Source organism: Kribbella polygonati (genome assembly GCF_050320105.1).
Taxonomy (GTDB): domain Bacteria; phylum Actinomycetota; class Actinomycetes; order Propionibacteriales; family Kribbellaceae; genus Kribbella.
On record NZ_CP190129.1, the window covers coordinates 8,704,820 to 8,725,753 of the forward strand.

Here is a 20,934-nt window from a genome sequence, read left to right on the forward strand (position 1 = left end):
CGGCCTGGTCAGCGGAGCGGGCTGTCTGGAAGGACTGTCGATGTCGACCACACCGCTGCCTGCCAAGGCGAGTCTCAGTCAGTTGCGCGCGCGGGCGAAGGAGCTGCGGAAGGCGGTCGTCAAAGGGCGGCCGGACGCGATCGAGCGGGTGCGCGCGCAGCATCCGGCGTACGACGGTGCCGGGTTCACGCTGCGGGACGCGCAGCTGACGATCGCCCGCGAGTACGGGCTGGCGAGCTGGCCGGAGCTGATGGAGAAGGTGGCTACCGAGCTGGTCGAGGGCCGCGAGCTGCACCGGTACTTCGGGGTCGAGCTGAACAACGAGACCTGGGACCTGCTCGAGGAGATCGACGAGACGAGCCCGCTCGAGGACCAGGAACGCCTGCTGTACGGCGCGTACGCCGCCTGCCTGCACTGGCTCGAGGCCGGGAACGAGGCCAACCATGCCCGCGGGGAGCACCTGATCGCCCGCGCCGCGCTCCGGATCGGCCGCGCCGAGGCCGGCCTGCTCCACGCCCGCCGGTGCCTCGAACTCGTACGGGCGTATCCCGCGCAGATGGGCGACTGGGACGAGCCGTTCGCCCGCGAAGCACTCGCCCGCGCGCTGGCGGCGACCGGCGACACCGCCGGAGCGCGGCGGGAGCTGGAACGCGTCGAGGAACTGGCGGTGGCGATCTCCGACGAGCGGGACCGGGTGGTGCTGCGCGAGGAGCTCGCCAAGGAGCCCTGGTTCGGTCTTACTTCCTGACGCGGGTCTGGAGCCCGTCGAGGAGCGCGTCGAGCCCGTAGACGAAGTTCTCGGTCAGGCTGCTGTCGAGGTCGGTGGCGGTACGCCGACGGACGGACTCCTGCATCTCGGGGTAGTCGTCCGCCGCCGACTGAGCCTGTTCGAGCAGCTCCGCGACCCACTCCTGCTCGGACTGCCCGGACCGCCGGTGCATCTCGCGGGTCGCGACCTCGGCGCTGGCCGTACCGAGCGCGTACGACATCACGCTGCCCAGCGCCAGGTCGACCTCCCTGTCGGAGAACCCGGCCGCGCCGAACAGCACGACCCCGCGCGCGCCGAGCCGCATCGCCTTCGGCCCGATGCTCGGCCGGGTGTACATCACCTCTGGCAGCCACGGATGCCGGAGGATGGCGGACCGCAGGCTGTGGCCGAACAGCAGCGCCCCGCTCCGCCACCCGGCCAGGTCCGGTTCCGGTACGTCGATCTCGCCCCAGACCTCGTCGATCAGCAGGTCGATCAGGTCGTCCTTGGTCGGCACGTGCCAGTACAGGCTGGTCGCGCCGGCGCCGAGCCTGGCCGCCAGCTTCCGCATGCTCAGCCCGGCCACGCCCTCGGCGTCCAGCACCTGCATCGCGGCGGCCACGATCTGCTCCCGGCTCAACGTCTCGCGCGCGGGTGACGCCTTCCGTTCCCGGGTCCAGATCGTCTCTCTCATGCGCCCATCCTACTAACCACTCGCACGACGTACGAGTTCGTCGTACAGTGTGCGAGTGACTAGTACACCGTTCGAGTCGTCCGAAGCCGCGACCGGGCATCCCCGGCGCTGGTGGATCCTGCTGATCCTGTGCCTGAGCCTGATGGTGCTCGTCGTCGACAACACCGTCCTGAACCTGGCGATCCCGTCGCTGATGCGCGACCTGGACGCCACGCCGGCGGACATCCAATGGGTGATCGACGCCTACATCCTGGCGTTCGCCGGGCTGCTGCTGACCGCGGGCAGCCTGTCCGACCGGTACGGGCGCCGCAAGATGCTGCTGATCGGGCTGGTGCTGTTCGGCGCCGCCTCGCTGCTCGCGACGCTCGCCGCGAACCCGTGGCAGCTGATCGCCTGCCGCGGGCTGATGGGCGTCGGCGGCTCGCTGCTGATGCCGAGCACGCTGTCGCTGCTGTTCACCGTGTTCCCGCCGGAGGAGCAGCGCAAGGCGATGGCGGGCTGGTCGATGGTTGCGATGGTCGGCGTGGTGGCCGGCCCGACCGTGGGCGGCGTACTGCTGAACCACTTCTGGTGGGGCTCGATCTTCCTGCTGAACGTGCCGATCGCGGTACTGGCGATCATCGGCACGGTGGCGCTGATCCCGGAGTCGAAGGGCCCGGCGCGCGACGTCGACCCGGCCGGTGCGGTGCTGACGATCGTCGGCATGGCCTCGATCGTCTGGGCGATCGTGTCGATCCCCGGCAACGGCTGGGGGTCGGCGAAGGTGCTCGGCGGGCTGGCGGTCGGGATCGTCGCGCTGACCACGTTCGCGCTGTGGGAGAAGCGCAGCGCGCACCCGATGGTGCCGCTCGCGCTGTTCAGGGACCGGCGGTTCAGCGGGACGAGCTTCTCGATCGTGCTGCTGTCATTCACCGCGGGCGGGCTGATGCTGGCGTTGACGCAGTACCTGCAGTTCGCGCTCGGGTACTCGCCGCTGAAGGCCGGGCTGGCGCTGATCCCGTACGCCGTGGCCGCGACCGTGTTCAACGTGCTCGGCGCGACGCTCGGGAAGAAGCTGGCGGACCGGACGCTGATCGCGCTCGGGCTGATCGTGATCGCGGGCGCGTTCGGGATCCTCACGCAGGTGTCCGACTCGACCGGGTACGGCCTGCTGATCCTGGGGCTGCTGGTGATGGGCATCGGCGGTGGCCTGGCCGGTCCGGCGGCGTACACGTTGCTGATGCAGGCCGTTCCGCCGGAGCACCGCGGCGTCGGGTCGGCGATGAACGACACCGTTCAGCAGACCGGTGCGGCGCTGTCGGTCGCCGTACTCGGCAGTGTGCTCGCGGCGGCGTACTCCTCGGCCCTGCCGGACTCGGTACCGGAGGCCGCGCGGAAGTCGATCGCGGACACGCTCGCGCTCGGCCCGGACTTCTTCGCCGCGGCCAAGCACGCGTTCGTCGACGCGATGTCGATCGCGATGACCGTCGGCGCGATCGGCGCGGTCGCCGGTGCGGTCGTCGCGCTGACCGTCCTCCCGAAGCCTGAGCCGAAGATCCAGGACGAGGTCGCACCGGTGGACGACCCGGTGCACTGACAGCATTCGCGGTATGACGCGACGGTGGCTGATCGACCTGCCGACCCGGATCCACCTGTGGACCGCCGAGCTGGAGCTCCGCCACCGTCCGTCCGCCGACCCCGAGCGGCGCCGGAACCTCGACGTACTGCGGGCGTACCGGAAGAGCCGGGCCTTTCCGCGCAACGACACCGGCCTGCGGAGTACGCCGTACTTCGTGGACTCGGCGGGCCGGCACTGCGCCGTCGGTCAGCTGATGCGGATGTCGGGTGCGCGGGACGCGGTACGCCGCATCGCGGCCGAGGCGAATCTGGCCCGGCTGGATGCCATGGACCCGGCCGTACTGGCGGACTGGACGAAGCGGTCCGGGCTGACGAATCGCGAGCTGGCTCGCATCCAGCCGACGTACGGCAACGAGTCGCAGTGGGCCGTGGACGTGCTGCTGTGGTCGGCGCTGGTGATGCTCCCGCTCGCGTTGCTCTCGTACCTCCTCGGCCGGATCCGCAGCCAGGCGCGGCCCGCCGCGGTGATCGCGGTGGTGGCGCTCTGCACGGTGCTGACCTACGTGATGTGGGGTGAGCTGAGCGGCGCCGGTTCGGGTTCGGGCCTGCTCGAGTGGAGTACGTGGTGCCTCGTCCTGGTCGGGCCGCTGCTCGGTGCCGGGGCGATCGCGTGGCTTGTGCGCGCGGGGCGGATCGCGGACGAGGCGGTACCTTCGGCTTCCGGTCTGCTGACCGGAGGTCTGGCGACGTTGTTCGCCGCGGTCTACCTCGTGCTCGACGTCGTCGTACCGGATCCGAGCGACCCCGCTCCCGGCGTCATCAGCATGGGTCCGGACCAGCCGATCCTGTGGGCCGCACCCGCGCTGGTGGCGCTCGTCGCCGGGTTGGTGACCCTCGCGTGGGCGCGGAGGACGCAGCGTCGTGCCTGAGTTCCAGGAGGTCGCCAACGCTGTCCTGCTGGCCCTGCTGATCCTGCTGCCGTTCGCCCTCGGGACAATGCTGAGCGGACGGTCGCGCGGGAGCCGCCGCGTGCTGAAGTGGTCCCGCCGGCTGGCGATCACCACCGTCCTGCTGACGATCGCGTACGACGTCACCGGCGCGATCTGCCTAATCCTGGCGGAACCGTCGCCGGGCCACGAACCGTGGACCGACCCGTCCGCCGTCGTCGCCTACCCGACCTTCTTCCTCCCGATCGGCGTCGGCGCCTTCCTCGCCGGTCTCGGCATCCTCGTGGGGGCGATCAGGGCCCGCCACCGGCTCGGCTGATCCGGGGTTGTGGACGGGCGATTCACGGGATTGGGGTTGGGGTTTCTAGACTGCAATCCGCAGAAGTTCCGAATTGAGAGCGAGCCATGTCCGGTCCCAACACTGATTACGACCCGGTCGAAGTGACGCCGCTGCATGCCGACGAGGTGGAGCGGACCCGCGACGAGGCGCTGACGGCGTTTACCGGGGCGGCCGATCTGGCCGCCCTGCAGGAGGCGAAGTCGGCTCATCTCGGGGACAAGTCGCCGATCGTGCTGGCCAACCGGGAGATCGGCGCGCTGCCGCCGCAGGCCCGCAAGGAGGCCGGGCAGCGGATCGGCGCCGCCCGGAAGGCGATCAACGAGGGCTTCGCGGCCCGGCTCGCGGTGCTCGAGGCCGAGCACGAGGAGCAGTTGCTGGCCACCGAGCGCGTCGACGTGACGCTGCCGTGGCACACCCCCGAGCTCGGCGCCCGGCACCCGCTGTCGCTGATCTCCGAGCAGGTCGCGGACGTGTTCACCGCGCTCGGCTGGGACGTCGCCGAGGGGCCCGAGGTCGAGGCCGAGTGGCTGAACTTCGACGCGCTGAACTTCCAGCCCGACCACCCGGCGCGGCAGATGCAGGACACCTTCTTCGTCGAGCCGGCCGGCTCCGGGAAGGTGCTGCGCACGCACACGTCGCCGGTGCAGGCTCGGTCGATGCTGAGCCGCAAGCCCCCGATCTACGTGATCTGCCCGGGCCGCGTGTTCCGCACCGACGAGCTGGACGCGACCCACACGCCGGTCTTCCACCAGGTCGAGGGGCTCGTCATTGACGAAGGGATCACGCTCGCGCACCTGAAGGGCACGCTCGACCACTTCGTCGTGTCGATGTTCGGTGAGGGTCTCGAGGCGCGGCTGCGGCCGAACTTCTTCCCCTTCACCGAGCCGTCGGCCGAGGTGGACCTGAAGTGCTTCGTCTGCCGCGGCGCGTCCGTCGGCAACCCGGACCGCCCGTGCCGGACCTGCGGCAGCGAGGGCTGGATCGAGTGGGGCGGCTGCGGCGTGGTGAACCCGCGGGTCCTGCAGGCCAACGGCATCGACACCGAGCGGTACTCCGGGTTCGCGTTCGGCATGGGCCTGGAGCGGACGCTGATGTTCCGCAACGGGGTCGAGGACATGCGCGACATGGTCGAGGGTGACGTGCGGTTCAGCCGCCAGTTCGGGATGGAGATCTGATGCGGGTCCCACTGTCATGGCTTCGTGAGTACGTCGACCTGCCGGCCGGCGTCACCGGCCGCCAGGTCGCGGAGCAGCTGATCCGGGCCGGCCTCGAGGTGGAGACCGTCGAGGAGTCCGACCTGACCGGCCCGCTCGTGGTCGGCAAGGTGCTCACGTACGAGAACGAGCCGCAGAAGAACGGCAAGACGATCCGCTGGTGCTCGCTCGACATCGGCAAGGACGAGCCGCAGTGGGTGGTCTGCGGCGCGCACAACTTCGAGGTCGGCGACCTGGTGATCGTCGTGCTGCCGGGCGCGGTGCTGCCCGGCGGGTTCGCGATCTCGGCGCGGAAGACGTACGGGCACGTGTCGAGCGGGATGATCTGCTCGAGCACCGAGCTCGGCCTGGGCGACGACGGTACGCACGGGATCGTGGTGCTCGAGCCGGGCGAGGCCACGCCGGGTGACGACGCGATCGAGCTGCTCGCGCTGCGCGACGACGTACTCGACATCGCGGTCACGCCGGATCGTGGGTACTGCCTGTCGATCCGCGGGGTCGCGCGCGAGGCGGCGACGGCGTACGGGGTACCGCTGAAGGATCCTGCTCAGCTGGCGCTGGACGGGTCGGGGTCGGGTGGTTACCCGGTGCGGGTCGACGACGCCGAGGCGTGCAGTGTTTTCGTCACGCGGACGGTGACCGGGATCGACCCGAAGGCGCTCTCGCCGCGGTGGATGCAGAAGCGGCTGCTCGCGTCCGGGATGCGGCCGATCTCGATCGGCGTCGACGTCGCGAACTACGTGATGCTGGAGCTCGGGCAGCCGATCCACACGTACGACGGGGCCCGGCTGGCCGGCGAGATCGTCGTACGGCGGGCGACCGCGGGCGAGAAGCTGATGACGCTCGACGACCAGACCCGCGAGCTGGACACCGAGGACCTGCTGATCACCGACGACTCCGGCCCGATCGGTGTCGCCGGGGTGATGGGCGGCGCGTCGACGGAGATCTCCGAGAACACCGCCGACGTGGTGATCGAGGCCGCGCACTTCGACCCGATCGTGATCGCGCGCGCGTCGCGTCGGCACAAGCTGTCGTCGGAGGCGTCGCGCCGGTTCGAACGCGAGGTCGACCCGGCCCTGCCGAGGTACGCCGCCCAGCGGGTCGCGAACCTGCTGGCCGAGTACGCCGGCGGCACGATCCTCCCGGCCGAGACGGTCACCGACACCCACCCGTCCCCGTCCCCGGTCACCCTCCGCGCCGACCACGCCGCCCGCGTCGCAGGCGCGGCCATCACCCTCGACGACACGCTCCAGCACCTCCACTCGGTCGGCTGCACGGTGGAGGTCGCGGCGGCCGATGCGGTTGCGGCTCCGTTGGCGGCCGGGGTGAACGCTCCTGCGCTCCACACGGTCGGCACCACCACGTTCGGATCCTCGACCCTTGCCGGTGACGATCTGCTCACTGTGGTTCCGCCGTCGTGGCGGCCGGATCTGCGGGATCCCAACGACTTTGCCGAGGAAGTCATTCGGCTGTTCGGGTACGACAACGTGCCGTCGATCCTGCCTGCCGCTCCCGGCGGGCAGGGGCTGACGGTGTCGCAGAGGCGGCGGCGGAAGGTGGCTACCGCGCTGGTCGGTGCGGGGCTGACCGAGGTCGTGTCGTACCCGTTCACCGGCGACGCCGACTTCGACGCGCTCGGGCTCCCGGCCGACGACTCCCGGCGTACGACGGTGAAGCTCGTCAACCCGATCTCCGACGAAGAGCCGTCGATGCAGACCACCCTGCTCGCGACCCTTCTCCGGACCGCCGAGCGGAACGTCGGCCGCGGCGCGAGCGACCTGGCGATCTTCCAGACCGGCCTGGTGTTCCTGCCGAAGGCGGAGACGAAGCCCGCGCCGCTCCCGTCGGTCGCACACCGCCCGAGCGACGCCGAGGTCCAGTCGCTGTACGACGCACTCCCGGACCAGCCGCTGCACGTCGGCGTCGTGCTGACCGGTTCGCGGACGCCGGCCGGCTGGTGGGGCAAGGGCACCCCGGCGGGTTGGGCCGACGCGGTGCAGATCGCCCGGCTGATCGCGTCCGTGGTCGGCGTCGAGCCGGTCGTCCGGAACGTCGAGCTTGCGCCGTGGCACCCGGGTCGGTGCGCGGAGTTCCTGGTCGACGGGAAGGTTGTCGGGCATGCGGGTGAGCTGCATCCGAAGGTGTGCCAGGCGTTCGGGCTGCCGGCCCGGTCGAGTGCGGTCGAGCTGGATCTGGACGCGCTGATCGCGGCGGGTCCGGAGTCGGTCACCGCGCATCCGTTCTCGTCGTACCCGGTGGCCAAGGAGGACGTGGCGCTGATCGTCGCGGCCGACGTACCGGCGGCCGACGTACAGGCGGCGCTGGCCGAGGGTGCGGGCGAGCTGCTGGAGTCGGTCCGGCTGTTCGACGTGTACACCGGTGCGCAGATCGGCGAGGGCAAGAAGTCGCTGGCCTTCGCCCTCCGCTTCCGCGCCCCCGACCGCACCCTGAAGGAGAACGAGGTGGCCGACGCCCGCCAGGCCGCCGTCCAGGTGACGGTCGACCGCTTCGACGCCGTCCAACGGGTCGGCTGACAACCATGCCCACGGGCCCCCGCTCAAGCCGCCCGGCCGCTTCACGCCGGGCGTGCTTGAGTGCGTCTTCACAGCGCTTCGGCGGGTGTGGCCCCGCGCGGCAACCTGGTGGGCCGGACCCGGCGGTTCGCCGCGCGAGCGGCGGCCGGCGATGAGTGCGAGGCATCCGCGGGTTGCCGTCGCGGCGCCTAATGCGGCGGCTGCTGACGCCGGGGTGCGGGTGGCTGCTGAGGGTGGTAACGCGGTGGATGCGGCGATTGCCGCCACGCTCGTCACGATGGTGAACGAGATCGGGGTGGTGTCGCCGGCATCGGGTGGGTTCGTGACCTTGCAGGTGGCGGGGGCGGAGCCGGTCACGATCGACGGCTGGGTGGAGATGCCGGGGCGCGGCCTGCCGGGTGAGCGGTTCGGGCAGGGCGTCTGGGACGTCACCACCGATTACGGCGGCGGTACGACGACCACGGTCGGCCACGGGTCCGTCGCCACGCCGGGCGGGATGAAGGCGCTCGACCTGGCGCACCGCCGTTGCGGCAAAGCGCCGTGGCGTGAGGTGGTCCAGCCCGCGATCGACGTCGCCCGGAACGGGTTCGCGCTGAGCCGCACCTCCGGGTACTACCTGGGCTTCACCCACGAGATCATCTTCGGCTGGCACCAGCCGAGCCACGGTGTCGTGCACGACGACGACGGCACCGTGATCAAGGCCGGCAGTACGGTCGTCATCCCCGAGCTCGCCGAAGCGCTCGAGCTGATCGCCCGCGACGGCGCCGAGACGATGTACACCGGCGAGCTCGCGCGCCTGCTCGTCGAGGACATGGCCGCGAACGACGGCATCCTCACCGCCGAGGACCTCGCGGCGTACGAGGCGATCGTCCGTCCGGCCCTGATCGTGAAGCAGAACGGCTGGCGCCTGGCCACCAACCCGCCGCCCGCGGTCGGCGGTGTCGCGGCCGCCGCGATGCTCGCGCTGCTCGACGGCGTACCGGCCGACGGCAGCTGGCGCCAGTCGGAGCTGGAGCGCCTGATCGACGTGCAGTACGCCGTCCTCGGCCGCCGGCTCGCCGAGCTCGACGCGGAGGACGTACGCCGTCTCGAAGGGCAGAAGCTCCTCGACCTGGCCGCGGCCGGCGACCTGCGCGCCCTGACCTCACCGAGTACGGCGACAGTCTCGGTCGTCGACGACGAGGGCGACGCGTGCGCGATCACGGTTTCCTCCGGCTACGGCTCCGGCGTACTCACCCCGGGCACCGGCATCTGGCTGAACAACGCGCTCGGCGAGCAGGAGCTCCTGCACGGCGGCCCGCACAGCCTCGCGCCCGGCACCCGGCTCACGTCCAACATGGCGCCGAGCGTCGCCCGGCGGGACAGCGACGGCGCGGTGCTGGCGATCAGCTCGCCCGGCTCGGACCGGATCCCGACCGCGATCGCCCAGGTGTACGCGCTTGCCACCCACGGCGGCCTCTCGCTCCGGGAAGCCGTCGAGCACCCGCGCCTGCACGTCCGCGTCCGGGAGGACGTGACCGTCGACTACGAGGACGACCTGCCGGTGTCGGGTTCGACCGCGCTGCCGACCCGGGCGATGCCGCCGCACTCGATGTACTTCGGCGGTGTCGCCGCCGCGTTCTGGGATCCGGCCGACGGACTGCTCGCGGTCGGCGACCCACGGCGTACGGGTGCGGTGGCGATCTCGCCGGCGTAGCGCGCGCTAAGGTCGATCCCTGATCTGGAGGAAGGTAGCCAATGCGGGACAAGCCCGAGCTCTCCGTCGTCGTGCCGATGTACGACGAGGAAGAGGTGCTGCCGATCTTCTTCGAGCGGATGCACCCGCTGCTGGACGGGCTCGGGATCAGCTACGAGCTGCTGGTCGTCGACGACGGCAGCCGGGACCGCACCGCTGCGCTGCTTCTGGACGCGGCGAAGGACTGGCCGCAGCTCCGCGTCGTCCGCCTGCTCCGCAACAGCGGTCACCAGGCCGCGCAGTCGGCCGGTTTCCGCCGCGCCCGCGGGCGGTACGTCGTGACGATCGACGCCGACCTGCAGGACCCGCCGGAGGTGATCGCCGAGTTCCTGCGCGCGGTCGAGAAGGAGGACGTCGACGTCGTGTACGGCGTCCGCTCCGACCGCTCGAGCGACTCGTGGGCGAAGCGGACGACCGCCCGGCTGTACTACCGGTTGATGTGCCGCCTGGTCGGCAAGGAGATCCCGTTCGACGCGGCCGACTTCCGGCTGGTGACCCGCCGGGTGGTCGACGCCGTGAACGCGCTGCCCGACGACGGCCGGGTGTTCCGGCTGGTGATCCCGTGGCTCGGCTTCCCGAGCACCGAGGTGAGGTACGTCCGGGCGGAGCGCGCCGCCGGGACCACGAAGTACAGCGTGTCGAAGATGGTGCGGCTCGCGTTCGACAGCGTGACCGCGTTCTCGGCGGCGCCGTTGCGGCTGGCGACCTGGCTCGGGCTGCTCGGCGGGGCGATGTCCGGCCTGTTCGTGATCGGCGCGCTGGTGATCAAGCTGACCGGCCGGAGCATTCCCGGCTGGACGTCGACGGTGCTCGCGGTGAGCGTGATCGGCGCGATCCAGCTGCTGTGTCTCGGGCTGCTCGGTGAGTACGTCGCGCGGTTGTTCCAGTCGAGTCAGCGCCGTCCGCAGTTCCTCGTCGGCTACGACAGCCTCGACGACCACGGGCACCAGGAGCCCGTCCACGAAAGCACCAGATGAGGCGGTCCGCCCCTTGGCTGCTGCCGGTCCTGGTGGCGGCCGGCGGGTTCGTCTCGCTGGGTGACACCGGCGCCGGTCCGATCCTCAAGTACGCCGCGTACTTCGCGGGTGCGATCGCGCTGCCCGGGACGTTGCTGCTGCGGGCAGCGTGGCGCAGTACCGGCAACTGGGCCGAGGATCTCGGGCTCGGGTCGGTGGTCGGCGCGACCTGGCAGCTGATCGGCTGGGCGATCTTCACCGCGCTCGGGTGGCAACGCTGGCTGATCGTGTGGCCGGCGTTGGTGCTGGCCGGGTTCGCGGTCGCCGGGCGCCGGTACTTCCGGATCGCCGACCCCAAGCCGCTGCCGTTCGCGTGGACCGTCGGGCTGGCGGTGTCCGCGGCGGTGATGGTCGGCGCGGCAACGCTCGGCGTGATGGCGTACCACCCGATGCCTCCGCACGGCGAGGCGTACTACCCGGACCTGCTGTACCACCTGTCGATGGTGCACGAGCTGACCCGTGCCGTACCGCCCGAGCTGCCGCAGGTCGTCCACGAACGCCTCGACTACCACTGGTTCGCGAACGCCGACATGGCCGCCGCCGTGGACGTCACGCGCCTGACGCCGCTCGTCGTACTGTTCCGGCTCTGGATCCTGCCCTGGCTGGTCGTTTCGCTGCTCGTGTGCGCGACTCTCGCCAGAACGGTCAGCCGCACCTGGTGGACCGGCGTACTCGCGGCACTCGCCCTGGCTGCCCCGCAGTTGTTCCTGCTCGTCGACACGAGTGTGAACCTCGCACCGCCGGTCAGTCTGCTCAGCCCGTCCCAGACGTTCGGCATGGTCGCGGCTGTTGCGGTAGCGGTGTTCCTGATCGAGCTGCTCTTCAGAAAGGGCAGCCACCGCCTCTGGCTGCTCATCGTCCCAGTAGCAGTCGTGGGCGGCGGCTCCAAGCCGACCGTGCTCCCACTGCTGGTCGCAGCCGTCGGCCTTGCTGCCTTGTACCTACTGGTGACAAGACGCCGCATCCCGTGGCGTCTTGTCGGCACGGCAGTCGTCCTGCTCGTTGTCGGCGCGATCACCCTCCTGACAGTTGCCGGAAGCACCAGCGGCTCCAGCGTGCAGTTCCTCGCCGTACTGAAGTCCCTCCCCGTCTACACCGCGGCCACTGGCGACAAGACGCAGCCCGGCGACGGCGGGCTGATCCTCCCAGCGCTGGCGCACGGTGAGGTGCTCGGAACGCTCAGCCTGCTGCTAGGGCTCCTCCTGACCCTGCAAGCGATGTCCTGGGCCGGCTTCGGCGTCGTTGGTAAGCGGGACCCGATCGCTTGGTTCCTGCTCGGCGCGATGATCGCCGGCTGGCTCGGTTATCTGCTGATCGACCACCCGTCGGTCAGCGAGTCGTACTTCGTCTACACCGCGGCACCGTTCAGCCTTGCCGCCGCGGGCTGGTTCGCGGCGACCAGCGCGCGCGCCTCGGGACGCCCGATCCCGATCGCGGTCGCCGCCTTCATCCTCTCGATCGGGTACGCCGGTCTGCTCGTCTGGGCGCGCGGTGTCCCTGCGGCCTCGACCGGCCGGCAGCTGTGGCTGACCACCCGGATGCTGCTGGTCGTCCTCGGGATCACGCTGTTCCTGCTGCTCGTCTGGAGGCTGACGCTGCGCCAAGCAGGCGGCGGGATGTTCCTCGTACTCGTGCTGCTGTCCACCGCGCCGATCAGTTCGTTCGCGCAGAGCGCCGCCCGCGGCGACACCGAGAGGGCCCCGACGTACCGCGCGGCGCGCTGGTGGATCTACCCCGACGAGGCCGAGGCCGCGTTGTGGCTCGGGCAGCACTCGGGGCAGTACGACGTGGTCGCGACGAACACGTGGTGCCGCCCGGCCGGCTCGATCGCGCCGGGCTGCGACGCCCGCGGCTACCTGGTCAGCGGCATCGCCGGCCGCCGTACGCTGCTCGAGGGCTGGGCGTACACGAACCAGGCGATGGCCGCGCAGGGCCACGGCGGTCGCCGTTACACCGAGCAGCCGTCCCCGTGGCCGGACCGCGTCACGCTCACCGAACAGGCCCTGACCGCACCGACCGCGGAGGTCCTGCGGCGGCTGCGCGACCAGTACGGCGTCCGCTGGCTGTACGCCGACGGCCGCAACGGACCGATCGCGCCCGCCCTGGACCAGCTCGCGGTCCGGCGACACAGCATCGGCAAGGTCCGCATCTACGACCTCGGAGCGTGAACATCCCGTAACATCAGGTGCGCAAGGCCTGCCCGCCCGCGGCCGCAGCGTCGATCGTGATTGCTCGGGAGGGCTGGACACATGCGGGCAACCCGACCGGGGGCCATTCTTCTTGTCACCGGCCTGCTGAGCCTCGGCACTCTGAGCGCGAACGCGTACGAGGTCCCGGCCACGCCGTTCAGCGCCGGAGCGACCACCGTGATGCCGGGCTCCGGCCTGCGGCAGACGATCACGGTCAGCGGGCAGACTGAGCTCGGCGACCCGACGACCGCCGGCTTCCGCGGTGCGGCCACGTACCAGCCGGCGATCGCGACCGGCACGCCCGCGCAGGACGTGGTGGTGAACACCGGTGACTGCGCGTCCACCGGCGGCTGTGGCGACCGCGGCATGGTGACGATCGCGTTCTCGCAGCCGGTCCGCAACCCGGTCCTGCACCTCGGCGGCCTCGGCGGATCGGTCACCCGCACGGTCAGCGGCCGGACCGTCGCGCAGTCCGAGCTGCACGCGATCCTCAAGCTCGGCACCGCCGGCCTCAGCCTGACGAAGCTCGGCGCCGGCAACAACCTCGCGGTCACCAGCGACACGATCACCGCCGCGAACCACGACACCGGCCCGAACTGCGTGAACACCAAGTCGCCGTCCGGCCTCGACACCTCCGCGACCGCCGCGTGCGGCTCGGTCCGCGTGAACGGCGTTGTCACCAAGGTCAGCTTCACCGTGTCGGCGGTGTTCACCAAGCACCCGAAGCTGCCCGCGCTGAACAACGGCTCGTCCGGCGACGCGTTCTCGATCGTCGCCACCGCACCCGAGAATTTCAGCCACGCGCCCGCGACGTACGGCTCGGCCTGGTCGGTGCTGAGCGACGTACGCCTCGGCGCAGACGCCCCCGAGGACAACTCCGACATCCCGAACGGCACAGCAGGCCCGATCACGCCGCGGCCCGGCGATGGTGTCGCCTTCAAGCCACTGCACACCGGGCGTACGTCGTACTCTGCCGACCTGCACCTCACCGGTGCGTCGAAGGCCGGGCGGGCGTGCGGGTGGATCGACTTCAACGGCAACGGGGTCTTCGACCAGGGCGAGCGGGCGTGTGCCGCGTTCGCCGCGCAGCAGTCGACGGTCACGCTGCGCTGGTCCGAGATCGCCCCGAAGGCGGGTACGTCGTACGCGCGGGTGCGGGTCGGCTACACCGGGGCGCAGGTGGAGAAGCCGACCGGTGCGGCCGACGCCGGTGAGGTCGAGGACTACCCGTTCGCGATCACGCCGCCGCCTCCGCCGGTGCTGACCGACGACACCGCGACGACCGGGTTCGGCGCCGCGGTCGTGGTCAAGGTGCTGGCGAACGACAAGCCCGGCGATCCGGCCGCGCAGCTCGTACCGTCGACGCTGTGCATCGTCGACGGCCGGCAATGCCATCAGATGGTGAACGTGGTCGGCCAGGCGAAGTACGTCGCCAACGCCGACGGCACGGTCCGCGTCGAGCCCGTGCCCGGTTTCGCCGGTCCGGCCAAGCCGGTGATGTACCGCGTTGCCGACAGCAACGGTACGACGGCGACCGCGACGCTCACCGTGACCGTCTCGCTGCCCGACCACCCGGTCGCCATGCCGGACACCGCGACCACGGCCCAGAACATCAGCGTCTCGGTGAAGCCGCTCGCCAACGACCACGCGGCCGCGGGTGTCCAGCTCGTCCCGGGTTCCGTCGTACTGCGGGATCCCGCTGACGCCACGTTCAAGAAGCAGGTCGTGATCCCGGGCGAGGGCACGTACGTCGTAAAGCCGGACGGCGGCGTGGACTTCGTCCCGAAGCCGCGGTTCACCGGCGTCGGTACGTCGATCGGGTACCGGGTCAGCGACACCACGAAGCAGACGGCCGAGTCGACGCTGACCGTCACGGTCACCCCGGTGACGCCGACTGCGAACGGCGACTCGGTCTCGACCGCGTTCGACACCGCCGTCGTCGTACCGGTGCTCGACAACGACCTGCCCGGCTCGCCGGACGCACCGCTGGTGCCGACCACGCTGCGGCTCGTCGACCCGGCGAGCAAACAGCTCGTCGACAAGGTGACGATCCCCGGCCAGGGCACGTACCTGGTGGCCGACGGCAAGGTCACGTTCGACCCGGTCCACGGCTTCACCGGCGTCGGTACGCCGATCACCTACCAAGTCCTCGACAAGAACGGTACGGCGGCCCGCGCCACGCTCACCGTCTCCGTCGCCGCTCCCGGCCCGCCGGTCGCGAACCCGGACACGATCACCACGCTCCAAGGCCGGACCGTCGTCGTACCCGTGCTCGACAACGACGAACCCGGTCCGACCGGTGCGGTCCTGATGCCCGGCACGGTCCGCCTGCTGACGGCGACCCAGCCGGTCCAGTCGCTCGTCGTCCCCGGCCAGGGCAAGTACGTCGTGAAGGCCGACGGCAAGGTGCTGTTCGACCCGCTCCCGTCGTTCAACGGCACCGCGACCCCGGTCGGCTATCAGGTTGCCGACAGCAACGGTGCGGTCGGGCGGTCGACGCTGACGGTCCGCGTCACCAAGGTCCAGCCGGACGCGTCCGACGACACCGCGGGTACGGCGTACGGCACCCGGGTCACCGTGCCGGTGCTCGCGAACGACGACGCCGGCGACCCGTCCGTACCGCTGGTGCCGAGCACCGTGCGGCTGATCGATCCGGCCACGAAGCTGCCGACGGCGACGCTCGTGGTGCCGGGGCAGGCGAAGTACACGACGACGGCGGACGGCACGATCGAGGTCACCCCGGCGCCGAAGTTCACCGGCGCCACGACCCCGGTCACGTACCGGGTCGCCGACGTGAACGGTACGACGACCACCGCGACGCTGACCGTCACCGTCGCGAAGCCGGCCCCGCCGACCGCCGAACCGGACACCGCGACCGGTAAGCAGAACGTTCCGCTGCGCCTGAGCCCGCTGGCCAACGACCTGCCGGGTGTCGGCACGGTCCTCGACCCGCACAGCCTCACGCTGGTGGATCCGGCGGACGGTTCGCTCGAGAAGTTGGTGAAGATCCCGGGCCAGGCGACGTACCAGGTCAACCCGGACGGCACGGTCACGGTCGATCCGCTGCCGGCCTTCACCGGTGCGGGGGCGAAGGTGACGTACCGGGTCTCCGATGAGTTCGGGCAGACCGCGCGCTCGACGATCACGGTCACGATCGCGCCGGTCACCCCGGTCGCACGCGACGATGCCGCGCGGACGCCGTACGGCAAGCGGGTCACGGTCAGCGTGCTCGCCAACGACAAGCCGGGCGATCCGACCGCGCCGCTGGTACCGGGCAGCCTGCAGCTCGTCGACCCGGCCGACGGGCGGGCGAAGGAGGCGGTGCGGATCCCGAACGAGGGCGAGTACACGGCCGTCGGGGGAGCGGTGCGGTTCGACCCGAGCGCGACGTTCCGCGGTCCTGGTACGCCGCTGACGTACCAGGTGGCCGACACGAACGGGACGAAGGCGTCCGCCCGGTTGACCGTCACCGTCGGGCAGCCGCCGGTCGCGATCGCCGACACCGCCTCCACGCTGCAGAACGTGACCGTGACGGTGAACGTGCTCTCCAACGACCGCCCGGGCACCGACGCGACGCTCGACCACGGCTCGGTCGGCCTGAACGGATCGGCCAAGCAGGTAACTGTTGCCGGGCAGGGCACGTACACGGTGCAGCCGAGTGGTGCGATCGAGTTCGACCCGCTGCCCGCGTTCCACGGCAAGGCGCTGCCGGTGCGGTATCGGGTCGCCGACTCCGACGGGAACTACGCCGCCTCGACGTTGAGCATGACCGTCACGCCGGTCACCCCAGTAGCCGTCGACGACTCCGCGATCACGCCGTACGGGCGGGCCGTCACGGTGAACGTGCTCGCGAACGACAAGCCCGGCGACCCGTCGGCCCCGCTCAAGGCGGGCAGCGTCGTACTGAAGAACCCCTCCGGTCAGTACGGCAAGACGCTGACCCGCACAGGCGAGGGAACGTACGCCGTGGACGTCTACGGCGCGGTCAAGTTCACGCCGACGGACGGGTTCCACGGCGTGACCACGCCGACCACATACCGGATCGCGGATGCGAACGGGACGACCGCCGAGGGTCTGCTGCTGGTGACGGTCGGCCAAGGCCCGAAGGCGGCGCCGGACCCGGTCGGCACCAAGCAGAACGTGACAGTGACCGTCGACCCGCTCGCCAACGACAAGCCCGGCACCGGCGCACAGCTCGACCCGGCGTCGCTCCAGCTGTACGGCGCCGCGTGGGGGACGAAGGTGGCGATCCCCGGCCAGGGCGTGTTCACGGTGAAGGCCGGCAAGGTCACCTTCGACCCGGAGCCGGCGTACCGCGGGGTCGTGTCGGTCGCGTACCGGGTCAAGGACACGACCGGGAACCTCGCGAGCGCCACGGTCACCGTGACGGTCGCTCCGGTCGTGCCGGTGATCAAGGACGACCTCGCGACCACGCCGTACGAGACCGCGATCACCGTCGACGTCCTGGCGAACGACGTGCCGGGTGACCCGAGCGCACCGCTCGTCCCGGGCGGCCTCCGGCTGATCGACCCGGTGACCGGCGCTCCGCTGCCGGCGCTCGTCGTACCGGGGGAGGGGACCTTCACCGTGCAGCCGTCCGGCGCGATCCGGTTCGCGCCGCTCGACGGGTATGCCGGAGTCGCGGTCCCGGTCGGCTACCAGGTTGCCGACCGCAACGGAACGGCCGGCTCCGGCACGCTGACAGTCACCGTCGACGCCCGGCCGATCGCGATGCCGGACGTGGCGCGTACCAAGCAGCATGTCGCGCTGACGGTCGACCCGCTCGCGAACGACCGGCCCGGCCCGGGCGCGAAGCTCGACCCGGACTCGCTGCTGCTCGTCGGCTCGGACGGCTCGCTCGTCGACCAGGTGACGGTGGCCGGCCAGGGGTCGTACGTCGTCGCGAACGGCAAGGTCACGTTCAGCCCGGAGCCGACGTTCTCCGGCACGGCGCAGCCGGCCGCGTACGAGGTCAAGGACACCGACCAGAACGCGGCCCGCTCCACCATCACCGTCACGGTCCTGCCGGTCCGCCCGGTGGTCGTCGACGACAGCGCCGAGACGGCGTTCGGTACGGCGGTGGTCGTGAACGTGCTCGGCAACGACAAGCCCGGCGACCTGTCAGCGCCGCTGCGCCAGGACTCCGTCGTACTGCGGGATCCCGCGGACGGCAAGGAGAAGAAGGCCGTGACAGTGCCGCGCGAAGGCACCTTCGTGGTGGGCGACGGCGGCGCGGTCACGTACACGCCGGTGAAGGGCTTCGTCGGCACGACCCGGGCGCTGGTCTACCGGGTCACCGATGCGAACGACACGTCGGACACCGCGCTGCTGGACGTGACGGTCGCCGGACCGCTGCTCGCGAAGGCGGCGCCGGACGCGGCGACCGGTACGCCGGGCAACCCGGTCACCGTGAACCCGTTGCTGAACGACAGCGGCACGATCCGGCCGAGCTCGGTGTGCCTGCGGACGCCGACCGGTACCTGCTCGAAGAACGTCACGAACGACGCGGGCACCTGGTCGGTCGGCACCGACGGCACGGTCACGCTCAAGCCGGTGGCCGCGTTCACCGGCACCGCGAAGATGACCTACGAGACCGACGGCACGACCGCCGCGCCGGTGAAGGTCACCGTCGGCGCCGAGCCGGTCGACCAGCCGCTGCGCTCCGACCGCGCCGAACTGCCCCCGACCGGCGGCCCGCCCGCCGTCATCCTCACCCTCGGCGTCCTCCTCGCCGCCCTCGGCGCCACCCTCGTCGTCCTGGCCCGCACCCGGAGGTGAACCGCCAGGCCATCACAATCGGGCACGCCGCGCCTTCGCCCGCCTGAGCCGGCCAGGAGCGGCCGATTGTGATGGCCTACAGGTCCATCACCAGCATGATCTCGTCGCGGTAGTCGTCGGACGCGACGCGGATCGCCCGCGGATGCGTGCCGACGACCCGGTACCCGAGCGGCCCGTAGAAGTTCTCCAGCCCGAGGCCGCCGCGGACCGTCAGCTGCAACTGCTCCAGCCCGAGGTCGTTCGCCGAGCCGCGCAAACCCTCCATCAGCAACCGCCCGGCGCCCTGGCCCTGGCAGTCCGGGTGCACCATCACCCGCAACACCGTCCGCCAGTGCGGCTCCAGCGCGCTGCCGCGGGTCACCAGCATGCCCATCCCGACGTACCGCTCGCCGTTGTGCAACACCCCGAGCACGTCCAGCCCGGCCGCGACCCGGCCGAGCGCGCCGTCCAGGTTCTGCGCGATCTCGTCGATCGGCGCGGGCGCCGTGTACCCCACCGCACCGCCCGCGTTCGTCGCCGCCACCCACGTGTCCAGCAGATCCGCCCGCAACCCCGGATCGAGTGCCTCGTCCGGTTCTGCCTCCAGGTACTTCACCGCACCTCCATCTGCGACTGAGTTGCAGATAGCTTACGGCTCCAGGGTGTGCAGCAGCGGTACGGTCCCCAGTTTGTCCGGGTTCCGGATCAGGTACAGCTCGGTGATCCGGCCGTCCGCGCTGGTCATGAACGTGACGGTGTCAGGCTGGTCGTCGAAGTAGGCGACGTACGCGAGCTCGTCGTTCAGCGTCGCCATCCGGATCTCGAACCCCGGGTTGTCCGCGAGCACCGCGAACAGCCAGCGGGCGATCTTCTCCGCGCCCTCGATCGGCCGCAGCGCGGCCCGCTTCTTGCCGCCGCCGTCGCTGATCAGTACGGCGTCCGGCGCCAGCAGCGCGACCACCTCGTCGAAGTCGCCGGACCCGGCGGCCTGCATGAACCGCATCGTCAGCTCGTCGTGCCGGGCCTTGTCGACGCGGTGCCGCGGCTGCCGGGCGTGCACGTGCGCGCGGGCCCGATGGGCCAGCTGCCGGACGGCTGACTCGGACCGCCCGAGCGTGTCCGCGATCTCGTCGTACGGCAGGTCGAAGACCTCGCGCAGGACGAACGTGGCGCGCTCGAGGGGGGACAGCGTCTCGAGTACGACGAGCATCGCCATGCTGACCGAGTCCGCCAGTTCGACCGCGGCGGCGGGATCGTCGTCGTCGGCCGCGAGCGGCTCGGGCAGCCACGGGCCGACGTACTGCTCCCGCCGGGCCTTCTGCTCGCGGAGCTTGTTCAGCGCGAGCCGGGTGGTGATCCGGATCAGGTACGCCCGTGGGTCGCGGACCTCGTCGTGGTCGACGGCGGACCAGCGCAACCAAGCCTCCTGGACCACATCCTCCGCGTCGCTGACACTCCCGACCACCCGGTACGCCGCCCCGACCAGCACCTGGCGGTGCTCGGCGAACTCGGCCGCGAGCTGCTCGTCCGTCACCGCACCGACCTCAGTCTTTCCTTCCCGCCGCCGAGCGAAGCGAGGGGGCGGGTTTCGCAGGTTTCTTTGAAGCCCTGGCTGGTGAGACCGAGCGCGGCGTTCGTCCGGGACCGGTAGTTCTCCAGCGAGACGATCGCCGTGAGCTCGACCAGCTGTTCGTCGGTGAGGTCGGCGCGCAACCGCTCGACCTGCTCGTCGGTGACCTCCGGCGGGGTCGCCGTCATCGCTTCGGCGTAGTCCATCACCGCGCGCTCCAGATCCGAGTAGACGTCGCTGTCCCGCCACCCTGGCACATCCCGCAGCTTCGCCTGGTCGACACCCTGGTGATGGAACTCCCAGTACCCGAAGTCCATGCACCAGCTGCACCCGATCCGTGCCGACGTCACCATCACCGCGAGCGCCTTCAGCCCCGGGTCCAGCGTGTTCCACCGGGCCGCGGAGCCCTCCATCATCAGCATCGTGGTCAGCACTCGCCGGTTGTGCAGCGCCGCTGTCCCCGGATCCAGCACCTCCCCGTACTTCCGCCGGCTGCCCCATTCGGCCAGCCGCACGAACCACGTCCGCTGGTGCACCATCCCGATCCGCGCCATCTCATCCTCCAGTTCGTCGTCCCCCTTACGGACACGCGACTGTGGAAGGCTGTGACATGAGCCGGGTCACAACTCACCC

14 protein-coding genes are annotated in these 20,934 nt (G+C 71.0%); 10 read left to right on the forward strand and 4 right to left on the reverse strand.

All coding sequences use genetic code 11. The features are described 5' to 3' along the window. Window positions 1–40: 40 nt before the first annotated feature. Complete coding sequence (locus tag ACQHIV_RS41975; protein WP_427890326.1) at window positions 41–748, forward strand: hypothetical protein; 708 nt, start codon at window positions 41–43, stop codon at window positions 746–748. Here ACQHIV_RS41975 and ACQHIV_RS41980 read toward each other — a convergent pair. After that, entirely contained in the window at window positions 738–1,442 is a 705-nt protein-coding gene (locus ACQHIV_RS41980) for a TetR/AcrR family transcriptional regulator C-terminal domain-containing protein (RefSeq protein ID WP_427890328.1), read from the reverse strand. The two genes, ACQHIV_RS41975 and ACQHIV_RS41980, sit on opposite strands and share 11 nt — an antisense overlap. Window positions 1,443–1,497: 55 nt before the next feature. Between ACQHIV_RS41980 and ACQHIV_RS41985 the strand changes: the two genes are divergently transcribed. From ACQHIV_RS41985 to ACQHIV_RS42025, 9 genes are all read left to right on the forward strand, one after another. Then, the gene (locus ACQHIV_RS41985; protein ID WP_427890330.1) at window positions 1,498–3,018 is read left to right on the forward strand and encodes an MFS transporter; all 1,521 of its coding nucleotides are present in this window, start codon (window positions 1,498–1,500) and stop codon (window positions 3,016–3,018) included. 13 nt (window positions 3,019–3,031) lie between these two features. Continuing rightward, the gene (locus tag ACQHIV_RS41990) at window positions 3,032–3,928 is read left to right on the forward strand and encodes a hypothetical protein (protein ID WP_427890332.1); all 897 of its coding nucleotides are present in this window, start codon (window positions 3,032–3,034) and stop codon (window positions 3,926–3,928) included. Beyond that, window positions 3,921–4,265, forward strand: coding sequence for a hypothetical protein (locus tag ACQHIV_RS41995; RefSeq protein ID WP_427890334.1), 345 nt, complete (start codon window positions 3,921–3,923; stop codon window positions 4,263–4,265). The genes ACQHIV_RS41990 and ACQHIV_RS41995 overlap by 8 nt, the downstream gene beginning before the upstream one ends. Before the next feature lie 86 nt (window positions 4,266–4,351). After that, window positions 4,352–5,461, forward strand: coding sequence for a phenylalanine--tRNA ligase subunit alpha (pheS, locus tag ACQHIV_RS42000; protein WP_427890335.1), 1,110 nt, complete (start codon window positions 4,352–4,354; stop codon window positions 5,459–5,461). Further along, window positions 5,461–8,034, forward strand: a complete 2,574-nt coding sequence (locus ACQHIV_RS42005; protein ID WP_427890337.1) for a phenylalanine--tRNA ligase subunit beta — start codon at window positions 5,461–5,463, stop codon at window positions 8,032–8,034. The genes pheS and ACQHIV_RS42005 overlap by 1 nt, the downstream gene beginning before the upstream one ends. Window positions 8,035–8,185: 151 nt before the next feature. Further along, window positions 8,186–9,730 (forward strand): gamma-glutamyltransferase, encoded by a 1,545-nt coding sequence (locus ACQHIV_RS42010; protein WP_427890339.1) that lies wholly within the window; start codon window positions 8,186–8,188, stop codon window positions 9,728–9,730. Between the two features lie 41 nt (window positions 9,731–9,771). After that, window positions 9,772–10,746 (forward strand): glycosyltransferase family 2 protein, encoded by a 975-nt coding sequence (locus tag ACQHIV_RS42015; RefSeq protein ID WP_427890341.1) that lies wholly within the window; start codon window positions 9,772–9,774, stop codon window positions 10,744–10,746. Beyond that, window positions 10,743–12,953 (forward strand): hypothetical protein, encoded by a 2,211-nt coding sequence (locus ACQHIV_RS42020; RefSeq protein WP_427890343.1) that lies wholly within the window; start codon window positions 10,743–10,745, stop codon window positions 12,951–12,953. Before ACQHIV_RS42015 ends, ACQHIV_RS42020 begins: the two co-directional genes overlap by 4 nt. 81 nt (window positions 12,954–13,034) lie before the next feature. Beyond that, on the forward strand, window positions 13,035–18,752 hold the full coding sequence (locus ACQHIV_RS42025; protein ID WP_427890345.1) for an Ig-like domain-containing protein: 5,718 nt from the start codon (window positions 13,035–13,037) through the stop codon (window positions 18,750–18,752). A 76-nt stretch (window positions 18,753–18,828) separates the two neighbouring features. Here ACQHIV_RS42025 and ACQHIV_RS42030 read toward each other — a convergent pair whose 3' ends face one another. The 3 genes from ACQHIV_RS42030 to ACQHIV_RS42040 are packed head-to-tail and all read right to left on the reverse strand — an operon-like array spanning window position 18,829 to window position 20,855. After that, window positions 18,829–19,347 (reverse strand): GNAT family N-acetyltransferase, encoded by a 519-nt coding sequence (locus ACQHIV_RS42030; protein WP_427890347.1) that lies wholly within the window; start codon window positions 19,345–19,347, stop codon window positions 18,829–18,831. Between the two features lie 33 nt (window positions 19,348–19,380). Next, the gene (locus ACQHIV_RS42035; protein ID WP_427890349.1) at window positions 19,381–20,265 is read right to left on the reverse strand and encodes an RNA polymerase sigma-70 factor; all 885 of its coding nucleotides are present in this window, start codon (window positions 20,263–20,265) and stop codon (window positions 19,381–19,383) included. Continuing rightward, window positions 20,262–20,855 carry a carboxymuconolactone decarboxylase family protein gene (locus ACQHIV_RS42040; RefSeq protein WP_427890351.1) on the reverse strand — a complete coding sequence of 198 codons (594 nt, stop codon included), beginning with the start codon at window positions 20,853–20,855 and terminating at the stop codon, window positions 20,262–20,264. The genes ACQHIV_RS42035 and ACQHIV_RS42040 overlap by 4 nt, the downstream gene beginning before the upstream one ends. Window positions 20,856–20,934 lie beyond the last annotated feature (79 nt).